Origin of the sequence: Virgibacillus xinjiangensis, assembly GCF_042643145.1 — a bacterium.
Taxonomy (GTDB): domain Bacteria; phylum Bacillota; class Bacilli; order Bacillales; family Amphibacillaceae; genus Virgibacillus_O; species Virgibacillus_O xinjiangensis.
Map to the genome: position 1 here is coordinate 4,401 of NZ_JBHRSA010000006.1, position 19,559 is coordinate 23,959.

At 47.9% G+C, this 19,559-nt stretch carries 22 protein-coding genes; 15 read left to right on the forward strand and 7 right to left on the reverse strand.

All coding sequences use genetic code 11. The annotated features are described in order from the left end of the window. From ACFOGI_RS03020 to ACFOGI_RS03065, 10 genes are all read left to right on the forward strand, one after another. A partial coding sequence (locus ACFOGI_RS03020) for a hypothetical protein (RefSeq protein ID WP_390268221.1) occupies positions 1 to 233 on the forward strand: 233 nt, incomplete at its 5' end. A gap of 105 nt (positions 234 to 338) precedes the next feature. After that, positions 339 to 1,646 carry a Na+/H+ antiporter family protein gene (locus tag ACFOGI_RS03025; RefSeq protein ID WP_390268224.1) on the forward strand — a complete coding sequence of 436 codons (1,308 nt, stop codon included), beginning with the start codon at positions 339 to 341 and terminating at the stop codon, positions 1,644 to 1,646. 53 nt (positions 1,647 to 1,699) lie between these two features. After that, positions 1,700 to 2,488, forward strand: coding sequence for a delta-lactam-biosynthetic de-N-acetylase (pdaA, locus tag ACFOGI_RS03030; protein ID WP_390268227.1), 789 nt, complete (start codon positions 1,700 to 1,702; stop codon positions 2,486 to 2,488). 209 nt (positions 2,489 to 2,697) lie between these two features. After that, positions 2,698 to 4,275, forward strand: a complete 1,578-nt coding sequence (gene mbcS / locus ACFOGI_RS03035; protein WP_390268230.1) for an acyl-CoA synthetase MbcS — start codon at positions 2,698 to 2,700, stop codon at positions 4,273 to 4,275. 680 nt (positions 4,276 to 4,955) lie between these two features. Then, positions 4,956 to 7,100, forward strand: coding sequence for an ATP-dependent Clp protease ATP-binding subunit (locus ACFOGI_RS03040; protein WP_390268233.1), 2,145 nt, complete (start codon positions 4,956 to 4,958; stop codon positions 7,098 to 7,100). A gap of 2 nt (positions 7,101 to 7,102) precedes the next feature. Next, positions 7,103 to 7,684 carry a hypothetical protein gene (locus ACFOGI_RS03045; RefSeq protein ID WP_390268236.1) on the forward strand — a complete coding sequence of 194 codons (582 nt, stop codon included), beginning with the start codon at positions 7,103 to 7,105 and terminating at the stop codon, positions 7,682 to 7,684. 57 nt (positions 7,685 to 7,741) lie between these two features. After that, complete coding sequence (locus ACFOGI_RS03050; RefSeq protein WP_390268239.1) at positions 7,742 to 8,614, forward strand: ComEC/Rec2 family competence protein; 873 nt, start codon at positions 7,742 to 7,744, stop codon at positions 8,612 to 8,614. A gap of 143 nt (positions 8,615 to 8,757) precedes the next feature. After that, on the forward strand, positions 8,758 to 9,135 hold the full coding sequence (locus tag ACFOGI_RS03055) for a GntR family transcriptional regulator (RefSeq protein ID WP_390268242.1): 378 nt from the start codon (positions 8,758 to 8,760) through the stop codon (positions 9,133 to 9,135). After that, positions 9,125 to 9,982, forward strand: coding sequence for an ABC transporter ATP-binding protein (locus tag ACFOGI_RS03060; RefSeq protein WP_390268245.1), 858 nt, complete (start codon positions 9,125 to 9,127; stop codon positions 9,980 to 9,982). The genes ACFOGI_RS03055 and ACFOGI_RS03060 overlap by 11 nt, the downstream gene beginning before the upstream one ends. 1 nt (position 9,983) lies before the next feature. Then, the gene (locus tag ACFOGI_RS03065; protein ID WP_390268248.1) at positions 9,984 to 10,685 is read left to right on the forward strand and encodes a hypothetical protein; all 702 of its coding nucleotides are present in this window, start codon (positions 9,984 to 9,986) and stop codon (positions 10,683 to 10,685) included. A 48-nt stretch (positions 10,686 to 10,733) separates the two neighbouring features. On the opposite strand, the gene ACFOGI_RS03070 is transcribed toward ACFOGI_RS03065, so the two are convergent. The 6 genes from ACFOGI_RS03070 to ACFOGI_RS03095 form a co-directional block, all read right to left on the reverse strand. Beyond that, positions 10,734 to 11,513 carry an ABC transporter permease gene (locus tag ACFOGI_RS03070; RefSeq protein WP_390268251.1) on the reverse strand — a complete coding sequence of 260 codons (780 nt, stop codon included), beginning with the start codon at positions 11,511 to 11,513 and terminating at the stop codon, positions 10,734 to 10,736. Continuing rightward, entirely contained in the window at positions 11,510 to 12,418 is a 909-nt protein-coding gene (locus ACFOGI_RS03075) for an ABC transporter ATP-binding protein (RefSeq protein ID WP_390268253.1), read from the reverse strand. Before ACFOGI_RS03075 ends, ACFOGI_RS03070 begins: the two co-directional genes overlap by 4 nt. After that, entirely contained in the window at positions 12,419 to 12,619 is a 201-nt protein-coding gene (locus ACFOGI_RS03080; protein WP_390268255.1) for a PLD nuclease N-terminal domain-containing protein, read from the reverse strand. Positions 12,620 to 12,915: 296 nt separating this feature from the next. Next, a complete protein-coding gene (locus tag ACFOGI_RS03085) occupies positions 12,916 to 13,047 on the reverse strand; it encodes a YfhE family protein (RefSeq protein ID WP_390268258.1) in 132 nt (43 codons plus the stop codon). Between the two features lie 57 nt (positions 13,048 to 13,104). Further along, complete coding sequence (locus ACFOGI_RS03090) at positions 13,105 to 13,659, reverse strand: GNAT family N-acetyltransferase (RefSeq protein WP_390268261.1); 555 nt, start codon at positions 13,657 to 13,659, stop codon at positions 13,105 to 13,107. Positions 13,660 to 14,615: 956 nt separating this feature from the next. Further along, complete coding sequence (locus ACFOGI_RS03095) at positions 14,616 to 15,506, reverse strand: TIGR01777 family oxidoreductase (RefSeq protein WP_390268264.1); 891 nt, start codon at positions 15,504 to 15,506, stop codon at positions 14,616 to 14,618. 161 nt (positions 15,507 to 15,667) lie between these two features. On the opposite strand from ACFOGI_RS03095, the gene recX reads away from it, so the two are divergent. After that, complete coding sequence (gene recX / locus ACFOGI_RS03100) at positions 15,668 to 16,474, forward strand: recombination regulator RecX (protein ID WP_390268267.1); 807 nt, start codon at positions 15,668 to 15,670, stop codon at positions 16,472 to 16,474. A 54-nt stretch (positions 16,475 to 16,528) separates the two neighbouring features. Next, positions 16,529 to 16,864 carry a YfhH family protein gene (locus ACFOGI_RS03105; protein WP_390268270.1) on the forward strand — a complete coding sequence of 112 codons (336 nt, stop codon included), beginning with the start codon at positions 16,529 to 16,531 and terminating at the stop codon, positions 16,862 to 16,864. A gap of 30 nt (positions 16,865 to 16,894) precedes the next feature. Here the strand turns inward: ACFOGI_RS03105 and ACFOGI_RS03110 are convergent, their stop codons facing one another. Then, the gene (locus ACFOGI_RS03110; protein WP_390268273.1) at positions 16,895 to 17,881 is read right to left on the reverse strand and encodes a metal-dependent hydrolase; all 987 of its coding nucleotides are present in this window, start codon (positions 17,879 to 17,881) and stop codon (positions 16,895 to 16,897) included. A gap of 72 nt (positions 17,882 to 17,953) precedes the next feature. Between ACFOGI_RS03110 and mutY the strand changes: the two genes are divergently transcribed. From mutY to ACFOGI_RS03125, 3 genes are read left to right on the forward strand one after another with little or no spacing between them, the layout of a single operon-like run. Then, positions 17,954 to 19,030, forward strand: a complete 1,077-nt coding sequence (gene mutY / locus ACFOGI_RS03115; protein WP_390268276.1) for an A/G-specific adenine glycosylase — start codon at positions 17,954 to 17,956, stop codon at positions 19,028 to 19,030. 13 nt (positions 19,031 to 19,043) lie between these two features. After that, positions 19,044 to 19,166, forward strand: a complete 123-nt coding sequence (locus ACFOGI_RS03120) for a hypothetical protein (protein ID WP_390268279.1) — start codon at positions 19,044 to 19,046, stop codon at positions 19,164 to 19,166. Between the two features lie 44 nt (positions 19,167 to 19,210). Continuing rightward, positions 19,211 to 19,462, forward strand: a complete 252-nt coding sequence (locus ACFOGI_RS03125; protein ID WP_390268282.1) for a gamma-type small acid-soluble spore protein — start codon at positions 19,211 to 19,213, stop codon at positions 19,460 to 19,462. Positions 19,463 to 19,559 lie beyond the last annotated feature (97 nt).

Below are 19,559 nucleotides of genomic sequence, written 5' to 3' on the forward strand. Positions count from 1 at the left end.
GGCAGGAGAGGAGAGATATCCGCGGGAGGAGCAGGAAATCGGCGAGAGCGATGGGGTATCGGCAGGAGAGCGGAGATATCGGCAGGAGAGGAGAGATATCAGCGGGAGAGGAGAGAATCAGCAGAAGGTGTAGGATATCGGCGGAAGCGAGGAGGTATCGGCAGGAGAGGAGAGATATCAGCAGAAGAAGCAAGATATCCGCGGGAGCGATCAGCCAAACTCCGAAAATTTAAAATATGCATCAGCCCCTTGATTTCTATACTTTAATACTTTATCATGATGAAGTATTGAAGCTGAAAACATAAGAGAATGTGATAGATAGAGAGGGGAAAAGACGTATGGAATGGGTTGTAGTTGTTTCGGTTCTGGTGATGACCGTCCTGAGTCTGCTGCGGGTGAATGTGATTGTCGCTATCATTGCGGCGGCGCTTACGGCAGGGCTCATGTCCGGGTTGTCCATTGTGGAATCGACCGAGATGCTGGTAGCCGGCATGGGAGGCCAGGCGAATACGGCATTGAGTTATATTTTGCTGGGGGCATTTGCAGTAGCCATCAGTTATACAGGGATTACAGGAATATTGGTGAACTATCTGATTAAAATATTGACGGGAAAGAAAACCATGATGCTGCTGGCGATCGCCGGTGTGGCATCCTTGTCACAGAACTTGGTTCCAGTGCACATTGCATTCATCCCGATTTTGATTCCGCCATTATTGAAATTATTTGATGAGATGAGGATGGATCGCCGTGCGGTGGCAGTGTCACTGACATTCGGCCTGAAGGCTCCATATGTTATGATTCCTGCTGGATTCGGACTTATTTTCCATAATACGATCGTGGACAGCATGAATGAAAATGGGGCTAGTGTTACCGTCAATGACACGACAACCGCTATGTTGGCGCCTGGTATGGGGATGGTCATCGGTCTCTTGATCGCCATCTTCTTCACCTATCGGAAACAGCGGGATGCTGTAGAAGGAGCAGGTGGGCCGGCGGCAGTGACTGTGCCGGAAGTGAAAGATGTATCCTTCAACAAAAATCATGTCTTTACATTGATAGCGATCGTGGGAGCTCTTGCTGTACAGCTGATTACGGAAAATCTGATTTTGGGTGCGCTGACGGGACTTGTCCTCATGTTCTTGTTCATCGTCGTACCATTCCGAAACGGAGATAACATCGTCTCTGAAGGGATCGGCATGATGGGGAACATCGCCTTTGTTATGCTGGTTGCATCCGGTTTTGGAAGCATTTTGGAAGAAACTGGTGCTGTCAATGCGCTGGTAGAAGTCTCTTCCGGCATCCTCGGTGATAATAAAGCAGTGATTGCCTTCATCTTGCTGCTTGTTGGTTTGTTCGTAACGTTGGGGATCGGTTCATCCTTTGGTACGGTGCCGATTCTGGCAGCGCTCTATGTGCCGATCTGTATGGCTGCAGGATTCTCTCCGGTAGCGACCGCAGCCCTTATCGGAACGGCCGGTGCCTTGGGAGACGCCGGGTCGCCTGCTTCTGACAGTACATTGGGGCCGACTTCCGGGCTGAACGCCGACGGCAAGCACCAGCACATCTGGGATACCGTGGTACCGACATTCATCCACTTCAATATCCCGTTATTCATCTTCGGCTGGGCGGCAGCTGTCTTTCTATAAGTGAATAATCAACGAGTGAATTGGAAAAGGTAAGAAAAAACAGGTGGGATATTATGCAAAAATTCATTGCAGTATCGGTCATCGTTTTTCTTGCCTTTTTTATTGGAATGGAAAACAATCACGTTGCCGCTTATGGCTGGGGCTTCAAGAAAAACTCGGATCATCAACCTCCTGATATCGGTGAGTATCAGGAACTGCTCGACAAGTATGGGGCCTATTATGCAGACTTATCCGGAGACAAGGTCATCTATCTGACATTTGATAACGGATATGAAGCTGGGTATACCGGAGAGATTCTTGATGTGTTGAAAAAAGAAGAGGTTCCTGCAACGTTCTTTGTCACCGGCCACTATGTGGACAGTGAGCCCGAACTGATCAAGCGGATGGTAGATGAAGGTCATATCATCGGCAACCACTCCTACCATCACCCCGACTTCTCTACGATCTCCAAAGATTCCATCAAGGAAGAGTTGGAGACATTGGAAGAGGCGGTGGCTGAGGTTTCCGACCAGAAAGAATTGAAGTACCTTCGCCCGCCACGCGGAATTTTCAATGAACAGACCCTGAAATGGACCAGTGAATTAGGGTATATCCATGTCTTTTGGTCACTTGCCTTTGTGGATTGGGAGACCAGCAAGCAGAAGGGATGGGAATATGCCTTCGAACAAGTGATGGACCAAATTCATCCGGGTGCGATTGCTCTGCTGCATACGGTGTCCTCGGATAACGCCGAGGCATTGGAACACTTGATCAAAGAATTGAAGAAACAGGGATATACATTCAAAAGTCTGGACGACCTTGTCATCAAGGACCATCTCCCTCCATCCATCTATGGATTTTAGGATAAACGGCAGGGAATATCAGGAAATCTCAGACAAGAGGGGAAAGTATGATATAACTACTTGCAGCAGGCGTTCAGCGTCTGCTTTTTCATTTTTTAAAAAAGAATGTATGCGTTTTACCGAAACAATTGGCTCCAACCGACGGTCATGCGTCTTTATAAAGTTTCGAAACATTTGATATAATAAGGCAAACTGCAGGGAGGGTTTTGATGAAAAGGGAAGACTTGATTGCACCACAGGAATATAACATTGCCATGGAAGTGGAACGTTATGCAGCAGAGGCGGACAGGAAGGCGCTGATCTGGCAGGACGACACCGGAGCAAAAAGAGAGGCTACATATGGAGAGTTGGTGAAAAACGCCAACCGGATCGGAAATGTGTTTCAGGAAATGGGGTTGGAAAAAGGGGACAAGCTCCTCGTCATGATGCCTCGTCTGATCGAGACCTATGAAGTTTATCTAGCCGCATTGAAAACAGGTATTGTGCTCCTTCCTTCTTCCGAGATGCTGAAGACAAAGGATCTCCAGTACCGGATCAGTCATGGGGAGGTGAAAGGTATTGTCAGTTATTATCCGTTCACCGACCAGTTCGAGGATATCCAAGAGTATCGGCAGCTGAAGAAATTTGTCGTCGGCGGATCGGCGGATGGATGGCATCAACTGGATGGCTTGAAACAAGGGGCGTCCGACCAATTGGAGATGGTTCCGACCGCGAAGGACGATATTGCCTTCCTTCCATATACATCCGGAACGACCGGTAATCCAAAAGGCGTAGTACATACCCATGGATGGGGATTCGCCCATCTGCAGACAGCGCCGAAAAACTGGTTGTCCATTGAGGAAGGGGACATAGTCTGGGCAACAGCAGGTCCAGGCTGGCAGAAATGGATATGGAGCCCATTCCTGTCCGTACTCGGTTCAGGTGCCACCGGGTTCATCTATAATGGAAGATTTGACCCGGAGAAGTATCTGAGTCTGCTTGCAGAGAATGATATCAATGTGCTGTGCTGCACACCAACGGAATACCGCCTGATGGCCAAAGTGGACAATTTGGAGGATTATCAACTGCCGGCTCTGCATAGTGCCGTGTCCGCGGGTGAGCCGTTGAATATGGAAGTGATCGACACGTTCCGGCGCCATTTCAACTTGACTGTCCGGGACGGCTATGGTCAGACGGAAAATACGCTGCTGCTCGGTGTGATGAAAGATACCGAAGTCCGTCCGGGATCGATGGGGAAACCGACGCCAGGCAACGAAGTGGACATCATTGATGAAAACGGAAAACCAGTTCCTGCCAATAAAGTCGGTGATATCGCTGTGAAAGTGGACAGCCCGGCGCTTTTCCGTGAATACTATAAAGATAAGGAACGGACGAAAAAAACCATAATAGGCGACTATTACATTACTGGAGACCAGGCCAGAAAAGACGAGGACGGTTATTACTGGTTTGAGGGACGCAAGGATGACATCATCATCAGTTCCGGTTATACGATCGGGCCTTTTGAGGTGGAAGACGCTTTGGTCAAACATCCATATGTCAAAGAGTGCGCCGTTGTAGCAAGCCCGCATGAGGTGCGTGGCAACATTGTAAAAGCATTCGTGGTACTGAAGCAGAATGTGAATCAGGACGAACAGGATTTGGTCAAAGAATTGCAGGATCACGTCAAACAGGTGACAGCACCATATAAATATCCGCGGGAAATCGAGTTTGTCGACGACCTGCCGAAAACCGCATCAGGCAAAATCCGCCGAATTGAATTGCGGGAAAAAGAAGAAATGAAGCGTTAATATATGTAGAAAAGGGAACAGTGTATATAAAGCTGTTCTCTTTTTTGATCCTAACTTTATAGAAATGATAAGGACTGCCGCCTGCTACCGCTGCGACAAATTACTTCGCTTTCCGTGGGCACGGCTTCAGTCTCCTCAGAAGAAGGGCACTTCTTCAGGGGCCTTCAGACTCGTGCTGTTCCCACTGGAGTCTACGTATTTTGTCTTCGCTGGGTGCAGTTTCATCATACAGTCGTGCTGGGTATAGTCTTGTCAGCATAGCATCTCAACTAGCGGAGGAAATCCACGGAGACTTCGGAGGAGAGACGACAAGGTGGCTGGTGAGAGTACACGGAAAGCGCAGTGGCATATCCGCAGCGGTATATAGCGCTTATTTGCAAAGATTGATTGGGAGTAGGAGAGGGCACTTTCAGACCAAATGCAGAAAAAAATTAGGCAAAAGTACTTGAAAGTCAAAAAAGGTCAGTATATAATATAGTCAAAGGTCAAAGATAGTCAAAGTCAAATATTGTTCAAAACACCCATGACCTTCAAGAAATGGTGGAACAAGCAAAAGACTTGAATCTACTGAGGAAAATGCCTTATACTACAGTTAAGGTCAAAGATAGTCAAAGTCAAAGTTACAAAGTCAGCAGGTTACCTGCTTAAATAAAATTGATCATATATAGGAGGAATGAAGGATGCAATGCCAAAATTGTGGAATTAACCAAGCGAACGTGAACTTGGCGATGAACATCAACAATCAAAAAATGCAACTGCATCTTTGTCATGAATGTTTTGAGGAGATCCAAGGTAAAATGATGAGTAATTCCGGGGATTTCTTTTCCCAGTCTCCTTTTGGAAACGCGGATAATTCCTTCGCCAACAATTTTTCCCAAGGCAATGGAGGGAATCAGACGGGTACCAAAACAAAACAAAGACAAGGAAATAAAGGAAATGGTCTGCTTGACCAATTAGGCAAGAACGTTACTGATCAAGCAAGATCCGGTCAGATCGATCCGGTAATTGGGCGCGATCAGGAAGTGAAGCGTGTCACCGAAACATTGAACAGAAGAAACAAAAACAACCCGGTCCTGATCGGGGAACCAGGTGTAGGTAAAACAGCGATCGCTGAAGGTCTTGCATTGAAGATCGTAGAAGGCGGCGTACCTGCCAAGCTGATGAACAAGGAGATCTATGTACTGGATGTAGCATCCCTTGTTGCCAATACCAGCATGCGCGGTCAATTTGAAGAACGGATGAAACAGCTGATCAGTGAGCTGCAGCAAAGACAGGATGTCATTCTGTTCATTGACGAAATCCATCTGCTGGTTGGCGCTGGTTCAGCAGAGAGCTCCCAAATGGATGCAGGCAATATCCTGAAACCGGCACTGGCCCGGGGTGAACTGCAAATCATTGGTGCGACAACGTTGAAAGAATACCGTCAAATCGAAAAGGATGCGGCACTTGAACGACGTCTGCAGCCGATTATTGTCAAAGAGCCGACAAAAGAAGAGGCTATTCAAATTCTGCAAGGCATCAAAGACCGTTATGAAGCTTTCCATGAAGTTCGTTATTCCGATGAAGCGGTCGAAGCGTTCGTTCAGCTGTCCGACCGTTATATCCAGGATCGTTTCCTGCCGGACAAAGCCATCGATCTGATGGACGAAGTCGGTTCCCGGCTGAACCTGTCCAATGCGGAAAAAGATTCCCATTCCATCCAGCAGCACTTGGATGAAATCGTCAGGGAAAAGGAAGAAGCAGCAGAACGGGAAGACTACGAAAAAGCAGCCAACCTGAGATATCAGGAAATCCAGCTGCAAAAACAACTGGAAAAAGCGAAAGATAAAGAGCAGGTCATCGATGTAGATATTTCCGATATCCAATTGATTGTAGAAGAAAAAACAGGTATTCCTGTCACGAAGCTTCAAGCGGATGAACAGGAAAAAATGAAGAACCTCGCGGAACAGCTGAGCACCAAAGTCATCGGTCAACAGGAAGCAGTCAATAAAGTGGCAAAAGCCGTTCGCCGCAGCCGTGCCGGACTGAAATCCAAGCACCGCCCAATCGGTTCCTTCCTGTTTGTCGGACCGACCGGTGTAGGTAAAACAGAATTGACCAAAGCACTGGCAGAGGAACTATTCGGTTCCCGTGATTCCATGATCCGCCTCGATATGAGTGAATATATGGAAAAACACGCCGTGTCCAAAATCATCGGTTCACCACCAGGATATGTAGGACATGAGGAAGCAGGACAGCTTACAGAGAAAGTCCGCCGCAACCCGTACTCTATCCTGCTGTTGGATGAAATCGAGAAAGCCCACCCAGATGTGCAGAACATGTTCCTGCAAATCATGGAAGACGGCCATCTGACAGATTCCCATGGCCGGAATGTGAGCTTCAAAGACACTGTCATCATCATGACAAGCAATGCCGGAACCGGTGTGAAAACAGTCAATGTAGGCTTCAACAAGGATGCACATGATGCGGTATCCAACTTGGAAAACCTGAGCGACTACTTCAAGCCGGAGTTCCTGAACCGTTTCGATTCCATCATCAACTTCAACGAACTGTCTGAAAAAGACCTGATGGAAATTATCGATCTTATGCTTCAAGAACTTCAAGAGAACATCGAAGAAAATAACATCCAGATCACCATTACGGAGGAAGCTAAGCACGAATTGGTCAAACTCGGCTATGATAAACGCTTCGGCGCTCGTCCGCTGCGCCGGGTCATCCAAGATAAAGTGGAAGACCAGCTCACAGATCTGATCCTGGATGAAGCTGAAGTGGAAAACGTAAAAGTCGATGTCATCGATGAAGAAATCAAAGTGGTAAATGCATAAAAATGATTGAAAATCCCGTCGGCAGTGAGCCGGCGGGATTTTTGCGTTGGGAGCTTTGCGAGGTATCCGCCGGAGCGGTTGAAAATCAGCAGCACATGCAGATAATCGGCAGGAGCGCGGGAATATCTGCCGCTGTGCTGGTATATCGCCAGGAGAATCGTGAAATCGGCGGGAGATGCAGGATATCATCCGGAGAGAAAATAAATCAGCAGCATACGCAGGGAATCGACAGGAGCGCGGGAATATCCGCCGCTGTGCTGGTATATCGGCAGGAGAGCAGTGAAATCGGCGGGAGATGCAGGATATCATCCGGAGAGAAAATAAATCAGCAGCACACGCAAGGAATCGGCAGGATCGCGGGAATATCCGCCGCTGTGCTGGTATATCGGCAGGAGAGCAGTGAAATCGGCGGGAGATGCGGGATATCATCCGGAGAGGAAATAAATCAGCAGCATACGCAGGGAATCGGCAGGAGCGCGGGAATATCCGCCGCTGTGCTGGTATATCGGCAGGAGAATCGTGAAATCGGCGGAAGGTGCAGGATATCATCCGGAGAGAAAATAAATCAGCAGCAATCTGATTAATATTTATCCGTGGTTCTGTAAAAAATAAAGGCATCTTATGTAAAGGATGTTTTAACCATGAATAAGCGGAAGAAACGACTGCCGGTATTTATTTTCTGTTTATTGTTCCTATTGGCTCCATCTCCCATTCAGGGGGAGCGGATGCCTGAGATGCTTGTCCACTTCATTGATGTGGGCCAGGGTGACAGCATCCTTATCCAGACCCCTTCTGATAAGACTATTTTGATTGATGCGGGCCCGCCGGATGCGGGGGAGAAGGTGACGTCTTATCTGAAGGAGCAGCAGGTCAGTGAAATCGATCTGTTGGTTGCCACCCATCCTGATATCGATCATATCGGCGGGCTCCCCAAGGTGATCAATTCGGTCAAGGTGAAGAAAATATTGGACTCGGGGAAGCTCCATACGACGAAGACCTATGCTAAATATATCCGTACCGTCAGGAAGCATGATATCCCAGTGACCATTGCCAAGCAAGGGGATGAAGTGCAGCTTGACTCGAAGCTTGATATCCGTGTGCTTAATAGTCATTCAGGGTTTAAAAGTAATAATCAGTCATCCATTGTCCTGAAGATCACTTATGGCAAAATCGATTTCCTGTTGACGAGTGATGTGGAGAAATCCCAGGAAAAGAGTCTGCTGAAGGAAAATGTGGAAGCGGAAATCATGAAGGTGGCACATCACGGCTCCAAGACCAGCAGCTCGTTGGCCTTCCTCAAAAAAGTGAATCCACAGGCAGCCATTCTCACCTATCATGTCGAGAATGACTTCGGTCATCCGGTGGACCGGGTCATCAGCAACCTCCATAAAGTGGATGCTGATATTTATTCAACAGCCATGTTCGGAGATGTGGTCATCACTACCAATGGAGAGGACTATTTTCTTCTGCCTGAACGGAATCCATTCTATAATCTGGACAGGGAAGCCGGTTGAGTGTTCCGTGTCCCATCAGGTAAAGAGCCATTTCTTAGGAGGTGGCTCTTTTTTATTTGTCAGAATTATATTGACAAATGGAGCGAAAGGTTATATGGTTAGTTACATAACTAATGAACCAATGAAGATAGCGGGGCGCTGACATGATTAATAAACTGGATGAAAGTAAACCAATTTACCTGCAGATCAAGGAGCAGCTGGAAGATACCATCCTCGATGGGAGTCTTAAAGCGGAAGACAAAGCTCCATCCACCAATGAATTTGCTTCATACTTCCAAATCAATCCGGCGACAGCTGCCAAAGGGATCAATGAACTGGTAACAGAAGGAGTCCTGTATAAGCGGAGGGGTGTCGGGATGTTCGTCACGGAAGATGCCAAGGAGATACTGATCCAGAAACGGCAAGAAACATTCTATGTCAGGTATATGCTGCCCTTGAAGAATGAAGCCGAAAAATTGAACATCAGTAAAGCGGATTTACTAGAAATGGTGGAGAGGGAGGACACGATTAATGAAGATTGAAGTGGAAAATTTATCGAAGAAGTACAAGGGGGAATATGCACTCAAGGATGTATCATTCACCTTGGAGGAACCGAAGATTTATGGGCTGTTGGGCAGGAATGGCGCCGGAAAGACGACCTTCATGGATATCCTGGCAGGGAATATCCTCGCCACCAGCGGGAGTATACGTGTCGATGGAGAAGACCCTTTTGACAACCGGAGGATTACCGAATCGATCTGCCTCATTAAAGAGGGGAACAATTTCAAAAAGGATTTGAAGGTCAAACAGGTGCTCAAGCTTTTCGCCTTTTTCTACCCGGGATGGGATGAAGAGCTGGCCGGAAATCTTGTGAAAAGTTTCGGGCTTCCTGCAAATGCAGCAGTCAAATCCCTGTCAAAAGGAATGGAATCGGCACTTGGCATCATAACAGGTCTGGCCAGCAAAGCACCGGTCACTATTTTCGATGAGCCATATATCGGGCTCGATGTCGCAGCCAGGAAGAAATTCTACGAGCTGCTGCTGGAGACATATGAAGCGGATGAACGGACGATCATTCTTTCTACACACTTGATCGACGAGGTGAGCCTGTTGTTTGAGGAAGTTTTGATTCTGCAGGAGGGGTCTCTGGCATTGCAGAGGGAAGCGGAGTTTTTGAGGGAAAATGTATGTACCGTGTCGGGTGCTGTGGAACAAGTGGAATATTTTCTAAAGGGAAAAGAAGTGATCGAGAAAAAAACATTCGCAGGCATGATGACGGCCTATGTGTACAGTTCGATGAAGGAAGCCAGGGAGTCTGGGCTGCAAGTGGAAAGTGTTCCAATCCAAGAGCTGATGATTTATCTGACGGATGGAAGGAAGGGTGCGTAATATGAAGAAACAGACGCAAGGCCTATTATATTTCTTTATGGCAGATGTCCGGCACTCGTTGATGGTCTTTTGGACCATTCTACTGGGAATTCTCGTGATCTCTCTCGCTTTCGCATGGTTTCTCACCCGGGTGGATGATGGCTTCATGTCCTTCAGTCTTACCGGGCCGATCTATATCTACTGCGCGATTCTCGGGTTTTTGACGGTGAAAGAATCGGTGCCATTCGCCATCCGCATGGGTGCAACAAGAAAGAGTTTGTTCGTAAGTATAGGATTATTCTTCCTGGGTCTCTCCCTGATTATGGGACTCGCAGCCAATATCCTGCATGAGCTGGTGCTATGGTTGACGGAGGGTGTCGGGTTGGAGACATTCTCTTTTCTCCATGCAGCATATTTCCTGGAAGATACGTTTTTCACCCGCGTCTTGATTGATTCCTCCATCATGTTGCTGCTGTTGTCCGGCATGTTTCTGCTCGGACTATTGTTTTTCCGATTTGGTCTGGCGGGAGGAGGAGCAAGTGTGGGAGTGCTGTTCCTCGTCGTCCTGATTGGTGTCGCGGATGGTTGGCTGATCGACAGTGTCGTCGACATTTTCACCGGATTGGAAGCAGTCTTTTTCTATCAGCTGCTGGGAATTGGTTGTACGCTATATCTGATCTCCTATCTGCTGCTGCGCAGGATCACCATTGTCAATGCAAAATAAAGACTGGGGCCATGATGGCTCCAGTCCTTATTTTTTGAACAAAGGTATTCATTCCGCCAACTCTCTCGTCCGGAAGGCGGCTATTGAGCCAGCCAGTAGTGCTGCACAGACGGTTATGGTGATGAGTCCTGTCAACAGGAGGTCAGATGTGACATCACCAGTTACCAGCATGTCATGGATATGGCTCGTCATCCGGCTCGGACTCCAGGTCAGATACGTTTCAAAAATGCGGGTGATGAGGCTCATCAGCATGATCGTCAGAATGGTGCAGGCTGCTACCAGTCCCGGTGTCTTGAGCAGGCTGTTATAGAAGATGGACAGACTGATCACCAGGGTGAGCCACAGGCCATAGAAGAAGACAATCAGCAAGAAGTCCGTCCATGCCAAACTGCCGAAAAGAATATTGATATAATACCAGCTTGCCAGCATACCGAGAAATAGAGATGTCCATACCAATAACAGGAGGGATGCCCATTTTGCCGTAATATAGGAAAGGTGGGATACAGGCTTGACGAGAACCATCTCCGCAATGCCGCTCTTTCTTTCCCCTGAAATGGCACCCATGGACATCAGTACCAGGACGAGCACACCCAGACTGCTGAGCTGGCCGAGGCTCATCAATACGACATCGGGCGGGGTGTATTCAGGCAGCTGGATAGAAGCACCTTCCGGCAGTCCGCCGACGGATTCGATGATCACCGGCATATAATAATTCGTGATAGGGTCCATGACGGCAATTAATAGGATGACCAGAGGCACCCAAATCCATTTCTTGTTCCGCCAGTTTTCCAGCATTTCCTTCTGAAACAGGGTCAGCCATTGGCTCATGTTTTCACCGCCTTCATGAACATTTCTTCCAGTGACACCTGGTTGATCGAGAAGCCGGTGACCGGCCAGTCTTCCTGTGCTGCCTTCAGCAGTATATTCCTTCTTGCTGTCTCTACATCTTCACAAATGATCGTTATGCTATCCTTCTCCGCATGACAATCTTTCACCTCTGGAATACTTTCCAATTCATGCAAATAGCCAGTCATATCCCCTTCAATCTGCATCGATATCCGTGAGGTCTGGTATTTCTGGCGCAGTTCCGTCATCGTGCCATCTTCTACCAAGACGCCATCCTTTAGGAGCAGCAGTCTGTCACTTACCTCTTCAGCATCACTCAGAATATGAGTGGAAAACAGGATGGCCATTTCCTGCTTCAATTCCTCCATCAAGGTCAGAACTTCCCTGCGGCCGAGCGGGTCCAGGGAAGAGACGGGTTCATCAAGCATCAGCAGCTTAGGTTTGTGGATAATGGCCTGAGCAATGCCGAGGCGCTGTTTCATGCCTCCGGAATATTTGCTGATGGATTTGTCTTTAGCTTCGGCGATGCCTACTTTGTGCAGCAGATCATCTGCCCGTTGTTCTGCTTCCTTTTTGGTAAGGCGGGCTAGCCTGCCTGCGTGGACAAGAAATTCTTTGCCCGTCATCCAGCCATGGAAGGATGGGTACTGTGGAAGGTAGCCGATATGCTCCCTGATATCCTGGTTCTTTTCCATGCCGGAGAAGGAAATTTCTCCTTTCGACGGCTTCAGCAGTCCGGCCAATGTGCGGAGGATGGTTGTTTTCCCCGCACCGTTCGGACCGATCAAAGCTGTACATGTCCCCGGATGGAAAGAGAAACTCACCTGACGGACAGCCGGATTTCCTTCATAGTTTTTTGATAGGTTTGAAACGGTCAGCAATGCCATTCAGTCTTTGCTCCTTCCAAAAAGGAAATATAGTACAGGGCCAATGATATTCACAAATACGATAAGGAAGAACCACATCCATTTCGGCCCATTCGTTTTTTCTGCTTTTGCCCAGTCAATCAATGCCACGATCAGCAGGATCCCTTGGATTACGAGCAAAGGGGCGATAACCGCTAGATTTATATCGTTCAACATGTCCATAGATGTTCACCTCATTCCTCTCTATTCCCTTATACGGACCGCTGTAACAGAAGGTTCCCTGAAACACAAAAAAAATCGGGAAGGACCCGATTTCTTGTTCATTTGGTTATGCACAGAGTTATAAACAGATAGAACTAAATGAAGACAGTATTTTCAGGAGTTATCAACATTATCCACAGGAGGTTGTGGATGTTATGCACAATTGCTTGTTTATAAAGAGGGTTAATGTGGCGGGTGTTTATGGAGTTACTAACATTTTGTGGATGACTGTGGATAAAAGGGAGCGGGAGCCTTTTTCAGCTCCGCTTCCCTTTCATGGATGTTGCCTGGTATGCTCGGTCCGCACGCTTGAACTCTCTTTGGTAGTTCACTTCCTGTGTTTTGGACAGGGAGTTGAGCTGATGGACCTGTTTAGGTTTTGCTTTCATACTGCATCCCTCACTTTATTGATAGGATGAGCATATCGTCCGATTCGTATACTTATCCTAGGAAACTTCTTCTTCATCTGTCTCAGCTGGACGGGAAAATTGCTGATAGGAGAGGTAGTGGTCCTTAGTGATGACAAAGAGGTCATAAACGGATCCCGATTGGTTGATGTCCCGGTATACTTGTGGATACCATTCGTTCGCCAAAGTGGCATAGGGCAGTTTGAGCACGGCTTTTATGGAGCGGGTATTGGATGTGCGGACTTTCATGAAGACACCGTCCATTCCCTTGGTGCAGAAAACCTCGTCAAGAAACTGGGTTTTCGCGCGCTGGTTGAATCCTTTGCCGAAGAAGGGTTTGCCGATCCAGGTCGCCAGAAACCCGTGATTCTCCTCCATATCATATAAGCCGATGGTCCCGATGGGATGGAGCTGCTCATCCAGGATCGTTCGGGAGATCGCTTCATTGTTCGCTTCTGCTTCGATGATTTTTCTCGTGAGGAAATAGCATTCATCCATGGTATGTGCTTTTTCTCGGACAAAGGGGAATACCTCTGGATGGGACATCAGTTCGAACAGTACTGGCACTTCATGCAGGTCACGCATTTTAAGCATCGAAATACCCTCCTTGGCGCAGGGCAGGAGGGTATGCTGTATTTCCACAGGGAAATCCAGTGTGTCCGTCCCTACCCGCGAATTTTTAGTTGGCATTCAACAAAAATCCGGGGTGGGAATCGAACCCACTAGAACCAGCCGTGGCTGGTGGCGCACCATTTGCCTTCCCTATGGAATTTTTATTCTTTTAGAAGATATGCTGGTTGGGGCAGATTGGTGCTATGGTTGGAAATATTTTTTGTGTTTTTGTAGGTGCGCGATATAACGCTGTGGATATGCTATTTCCTTTCCGCGTGGCCCCATGTGTGTGCCGGATACACCGCTGCGGGAATTCCACTACGCTTTCCGCGGGTGTCCCGTGAGCCTCCGTGGATCTCCTCCGCTGGTTGAGGTGGTTACAATTCTACTGATGTCTGTTGCTGTGAGGAATAGTAGTATTCATTGTAAGCCGGGTAAATTTAGTAAGAAAAAGGCCATTAATCCACCGCCATTCGAAATTCTGGTCGATTCACATAGCGTAGACAAAATACGTAGACTCCTGTGGGAACAGCACGAGTCTGAAGGCCCCGGAAGAAGTGCTTTTCTTCTGAGGAGACTGAGGCCGTGCCCACGGAAAGCGAAGTATTTTGTCGCAGGGCGGCAGTTCTCATGAGGTTAAGCAAGCGACGCACGGAAAATCGCCATGGCTATATCTCCATACTCATTTGGAACAGCACGCGTCCGCAGGCCCCTGGAAGAAGTGCTTTTCAGCTAAGACAAAGGCCGTGCCCACGGAAAGCGATGTATTTTTGTCGCAGCGGCGGCAGTTCTCATCATTTCTGGTACTGTGCAGCATCCTTTAGTGAAGTGAAACTCTTCTTAGATAGAACCAAAATCTATAGGTAGTCGAATTTTAGAAAGACACACCGTCTAAAGCGGAGCAAATTATCAAATCATTAGTCAGTGAAGCATTTAGATTAAGGTCTAATATCCTCCAATGCTTCCTTTGGACGGGGGAAAGTAAAGGTGAAGCCACGGTGCAACGCTTTTTCCGGATAAACATACTGCCCTTTGCGGATCAGCTGGCTCATTTCCCCGAGAACTGCCACCATCAAGAGGGTGGGGGCAGGGAGCCAGTACGGGCGTTTGAGCACCTGTGCCAATATTCGAGTGAAGTCCTTGTTCCTTCTCGGACTCGGTGCCGTGAAATTCACCGGCCCCTCCACACTCGGAGTGAACAGGCAGAATTCCATGAGGTCAACGGCATCCTGCAGATGAATCCACGACATCCATTGTTCCCCACTGCCGATTTTACCCCCGGCGAATAGTTTCACAGGAAGACTCATCAATGGCAGGGCACCGCCTTCTTTTCCAAGGATGACACCGAAGCGGGCATAGACAGTGCGGATGCCGAGGGATTTTGCCTGAGAAGCGGCCGCTTCCCATTTCGTGCAGACCTCTGCAAGAAATCCGTTTCCAGGATCCTCGGTCGCTTCGGTGAAAATCAATTCCTCGCTCATGCCGTAATAACCGACAGCCGATCCGCTAATGAACACGGCAGGCTTCTGCTTCATTTGCCGCAGCAAATCAATCAGATGTCTTGTGATTTCCAGACGGCTGTCCTTGATGGTCTGTTTCTTCTTTTCCGTCCAATAGCCGAACAGGGATTCACCGGCGAGGTTGATCACCGCATCGATGGCGGGAAGGCTCTCCGCCTGCCGGTCATAGCCAATATAGGTCGTTTTATCTGTATCCTCATGGTTATCCGGCGTTCGTGTGAGTATGTATAGCTGATGCCCTTTTTGTGTCAAAGAGGCTGCAAGGCTTGAGCCAAGGAATCCGGTCCCGCCGGTGATCAGTATATTCATCCGATTTCCCACCTTTTCATATGTCTCTGTCGATAGTATATGCACATGAAGCGATTCTTACGGTAGTGACCGGGCAATAAATTTCATTGGGCCGGTGTGTCCAGGGAATATAGGCACACGGCAGACGTTCTGCTATTATAAAGGGAAAGGGGTGAGATACGTTGAAAAAAATTGCCCGGATCACTACACAGAAAAAAAGTAAGAATCGTTATAATATCTTTCTGGATGATGGCCATGGAGAATCATACGGGTTCAGTGTCGATGAGGCACTTTTGATTGAATACAGGCTTCGCAAAGGCCTCGAACTGGATAATTCCATGGTAGACACCTTGATCCAAAAAGATACGGTACATAAAGTATATACCCAGGCTATCCACTTTTTAAGCTATAGAATGCGCACAAAAAAAGAAATCCGTGACTATCTGGTGAAAAAAGAGGTAGAGCCTGAACAGGTCGAACAGATCATGGGCAGGCTGGAGAAAGAAAACTTGGTGGATGACCGTCAGTTTGCCGAGATGTTTGTCCGCACCCGGATGAACACATCTTCCAAAGGACCGTCCCTTATCAAGAAGGAATTGATGGAAAAAGGGGTGGCTGCCGCTATTGCAGCAGAAGCGGTCGAAGGGTATCCCTACGAAGTGCAATATGAAAAAATACGGAAGTTGATCGATAAAAAGCTCTCGCAAAAGAAGAAAGACTCTTTCCGCAAACAGGTGCAGAACCTGCAGGCCTCTTTGATGCAGAAGGGATTCACCCAGGATGTGGTCAAGGAAGCTTTTGCCGATATCCAGGAAGAGAAGGATGAAGATGCCGAATGGGAAGCACTTGTCTATCAGGGGGAAAAGCTGATGCGGAAACACCAGATGAAGCATGAAGGGTATGCCCTGATGAACAAGGTGAAAGAGGGGCTGTTCCGGAAGGGGTTCCCGATGGATCAGATTCAGAAATTTTTGGAGAGCAGGGAATAGCTGTGTTCCATTTCCCGTGGACAATTGGTAAAATGGTCAATAGGGGGGACTGACATGAATTATAGATACAGCGATTATTCGATTGAACAGCTGCATGCCGAAATCGGCCGGCTGAAGGAAAAGGCACAGAAAGCGGAACAGTTGGGGAATGTATCGGAAGTGGCCGTCAATGAGCGCAAGATGCAGGTGGCCATTGCCTACACCATGAACCCAGAAGATTTCCAGGCTGAGCATACATACAAATTCAAGATGGAGCCCGGTTATTCCTTTAAAGTGAATTATGTGAACGGCGTATTCGCTTGGGGACACCGGGTTGGTTTACTTGGTGAAACACAGGAAAAAGAGGAAGCGATACCGATTTCCCTGCTCGGGGATGAAGTGGACGGATAATACAAAACAGCAGGTCCAGGACCTGCTGTTTTATATTGGATCTTCATGGACGAACAGCTTGCTCTGAAGCTTCTGTTCGGAGAAAATCCATCCCGTATACGAGCTCATGATCCGCATATTGTCGTCAATTTGCACGACCGCATTGAAGGGATAATACCCTTTAGACCGATAACGCAGGTCGGTCAAGCGGACTTCGGTAAAGTCATCGAAATCCCTGATTTCCCAGTTGTATACCGGGGAGAAATTAAGGAATGCCTGGATATTCTTGTCCGTCAGGGCCACTTCCATAATTTCGCTGTCGGGAAGCGGCTCACGGTCGAATTCATCGACAATTTCGATATGCCGGTGTTCAACGGTGCCGACATAGTACTTTTCCTTGGTCGTGATGGCTACCCGCCAATAGTTCTGTTTGATGGTCGGTGATGTCGCCACTTTCTCCGTCTCTGGGAAGTATTCCTTTATTTTCCGGACGATTTCCCTTTTGTCCATATACCGCTTGATGTAATATAGTAGCATCACCGCATACATCAATACCCAGGTGAAGCCTGGATTGGCACCGAGCGCCCAGGCACCGATGCCTGCAACATGCAGGACGAAGATATATGGATCAAACGTGTTGATGAAACCATGGGCCACCCATTTTCGGCTGAACGGCCGATATGCCTGGGTGCCATATGCATTGAAGATATCGACGAAGACATGGATCACAACGGCGAGGGCTGTCCATATCCATAAATGGAGATAGCTTACTTCCGGAACGAACAAGTAGATGGCTCCGGAGACCAATAGTCCCCATAGGATAACTGCCGGAACAGAATGGGAAGCCCCGCGATGGTGTCTGATATAGGTCGCGTTGTTTTTCAGTTTGAATACCGTATCGAAATCAGGCGCATGGGAACCTACGATGGTTCCGACAAGGACAGCGCTGGACAGGGCCGGGTCATTCTGGACGACAGGATCCAGTGTCGCCAATCCTCCCAGTGCTATCCCCATGACGATATGTGTTCCTGTATCCATAGGGAAAGCCTCCTTGTTCCCTTGTACATCATGTTGTATTTTAGCTTATTGTATCATAAAGGAAGTGCTATTATGACTGAAACATCTGTCGATTCATTGAACATACCTGCATTCCAGCAAGACTTGCTCCGCTGGTATGATGAAAATAAACGGAATCTCCCTTGGAGGGAAGATCAGGATCCATATAAGGTATGGGTCTCGGAAATCATGCTGCAACAGACAAAGGTCGATACCGTCATCCCTTATTTTCACCATTTCCTCGAAAAATTCCCCACTGTCTACGCACTTGCCGAGGCAGAACAGCAGGAGGTGCTGAAAGCATGGGAAGGTCTTGGATACTATTCCCGTGCAAGGAACCTGCAAAACGCTGTTCGGGAAGTCGTCTCAGAATATGGAGGGAAAGTTCCAGACAATCCGAAAGAGTTGGGGTCCTTAAAAGGTGTCGGCCCGTATACGAAGGGGGCGATCCTCTCCATTGCCTATGACCAGCCGGAACCGGCCGTCGATGGCAATGTCATGCGCGTATTTTCCAGAGTGCTCCGCATTGAGGAAGATATTGCCAAGCAAAAGACGAAAAAGCTGTTCGAGGACCATCTCCGGGAAATCATCTCGCATGACGACCCTTCTTCTTTCAACCAGGCAATCATGGACCTTGGCGCAAGCATCTGCACCCCGACATCTCCGGCATGCCTGCTGTGCCCAGTACAAGAGCATTGCCAGGCATTCGCAGCTGGTGTAGAAGAACAGCTGCCTATAAAAAAGAAAGCGAAAAAACAAAAGAAGATCCGCTATGTTGTTTTGTTGCTTGAGAACGAAAATGGACAATATGCCATTGAAAAACGTCCGGAACAAGGGTTGCTTGGAAATTTATGGCAGTTCCCGATGATTCCGATTGAAGAAGTCGGTGAGGACCATGCCGGGAATTGGTTCTATGATGAATATGGCATCGCTGTCCGGATTGGCGGGAAAAAAGGGGAATTAAACCATGTCTTCTCCCATTTGATATGGGATATGGAAGTATTTACTGCCGACACAGTCCAGGATGATTCAGACAGTGGCAGGCTGGAATTCGTCGATCCGGACAAACTGCAGTCCTATCCTTTTCCAGTTTCCCACCAAAAAATACGCAATTATATTCATGAAGAATAGGGTATGTCCAAGGATGGCAGGCATTGGTCGGGCGTACTCCATCCAGCCGCCTGCGAATGCCGTCCTATCAAGGCTTGACGCTGTTTTTTCCATCGCCTCCAAGGTATATCTTTCCAACAGGATTTCCGGTGGATAACTCTCTGGATCCTGGACAGATTAATTAGTGCGGAGGTGATATTGATGGCTAAACAACCTGGCAAAACTTCTTCAGGTACTGACATTAATCATGTAAAACAGCAGAACCAAAAAGCTGCTCAAGGACAAGGACAATTCGGTACGGAATTTGCATCTGAAACTAACGCACAAGAAGTTAGAAAACAGAACCAACAAGCCGCTAAAGGCCAAAGCAAATTCGGTACGGAGTTCGCATCCGAAACAAACGCACAAGAAGTTAGAAAGCAGAACCAACAATCCCAGCAAAACAAAAAATAACCACCTACCTCAACTGCCATACTGAAGGGCTTCCCTCTCTCCAAGGGAAGCTCTTTTTTCGTGGTGGGAGGGGAGCGAGCGTTTATCCGCTGAGTGA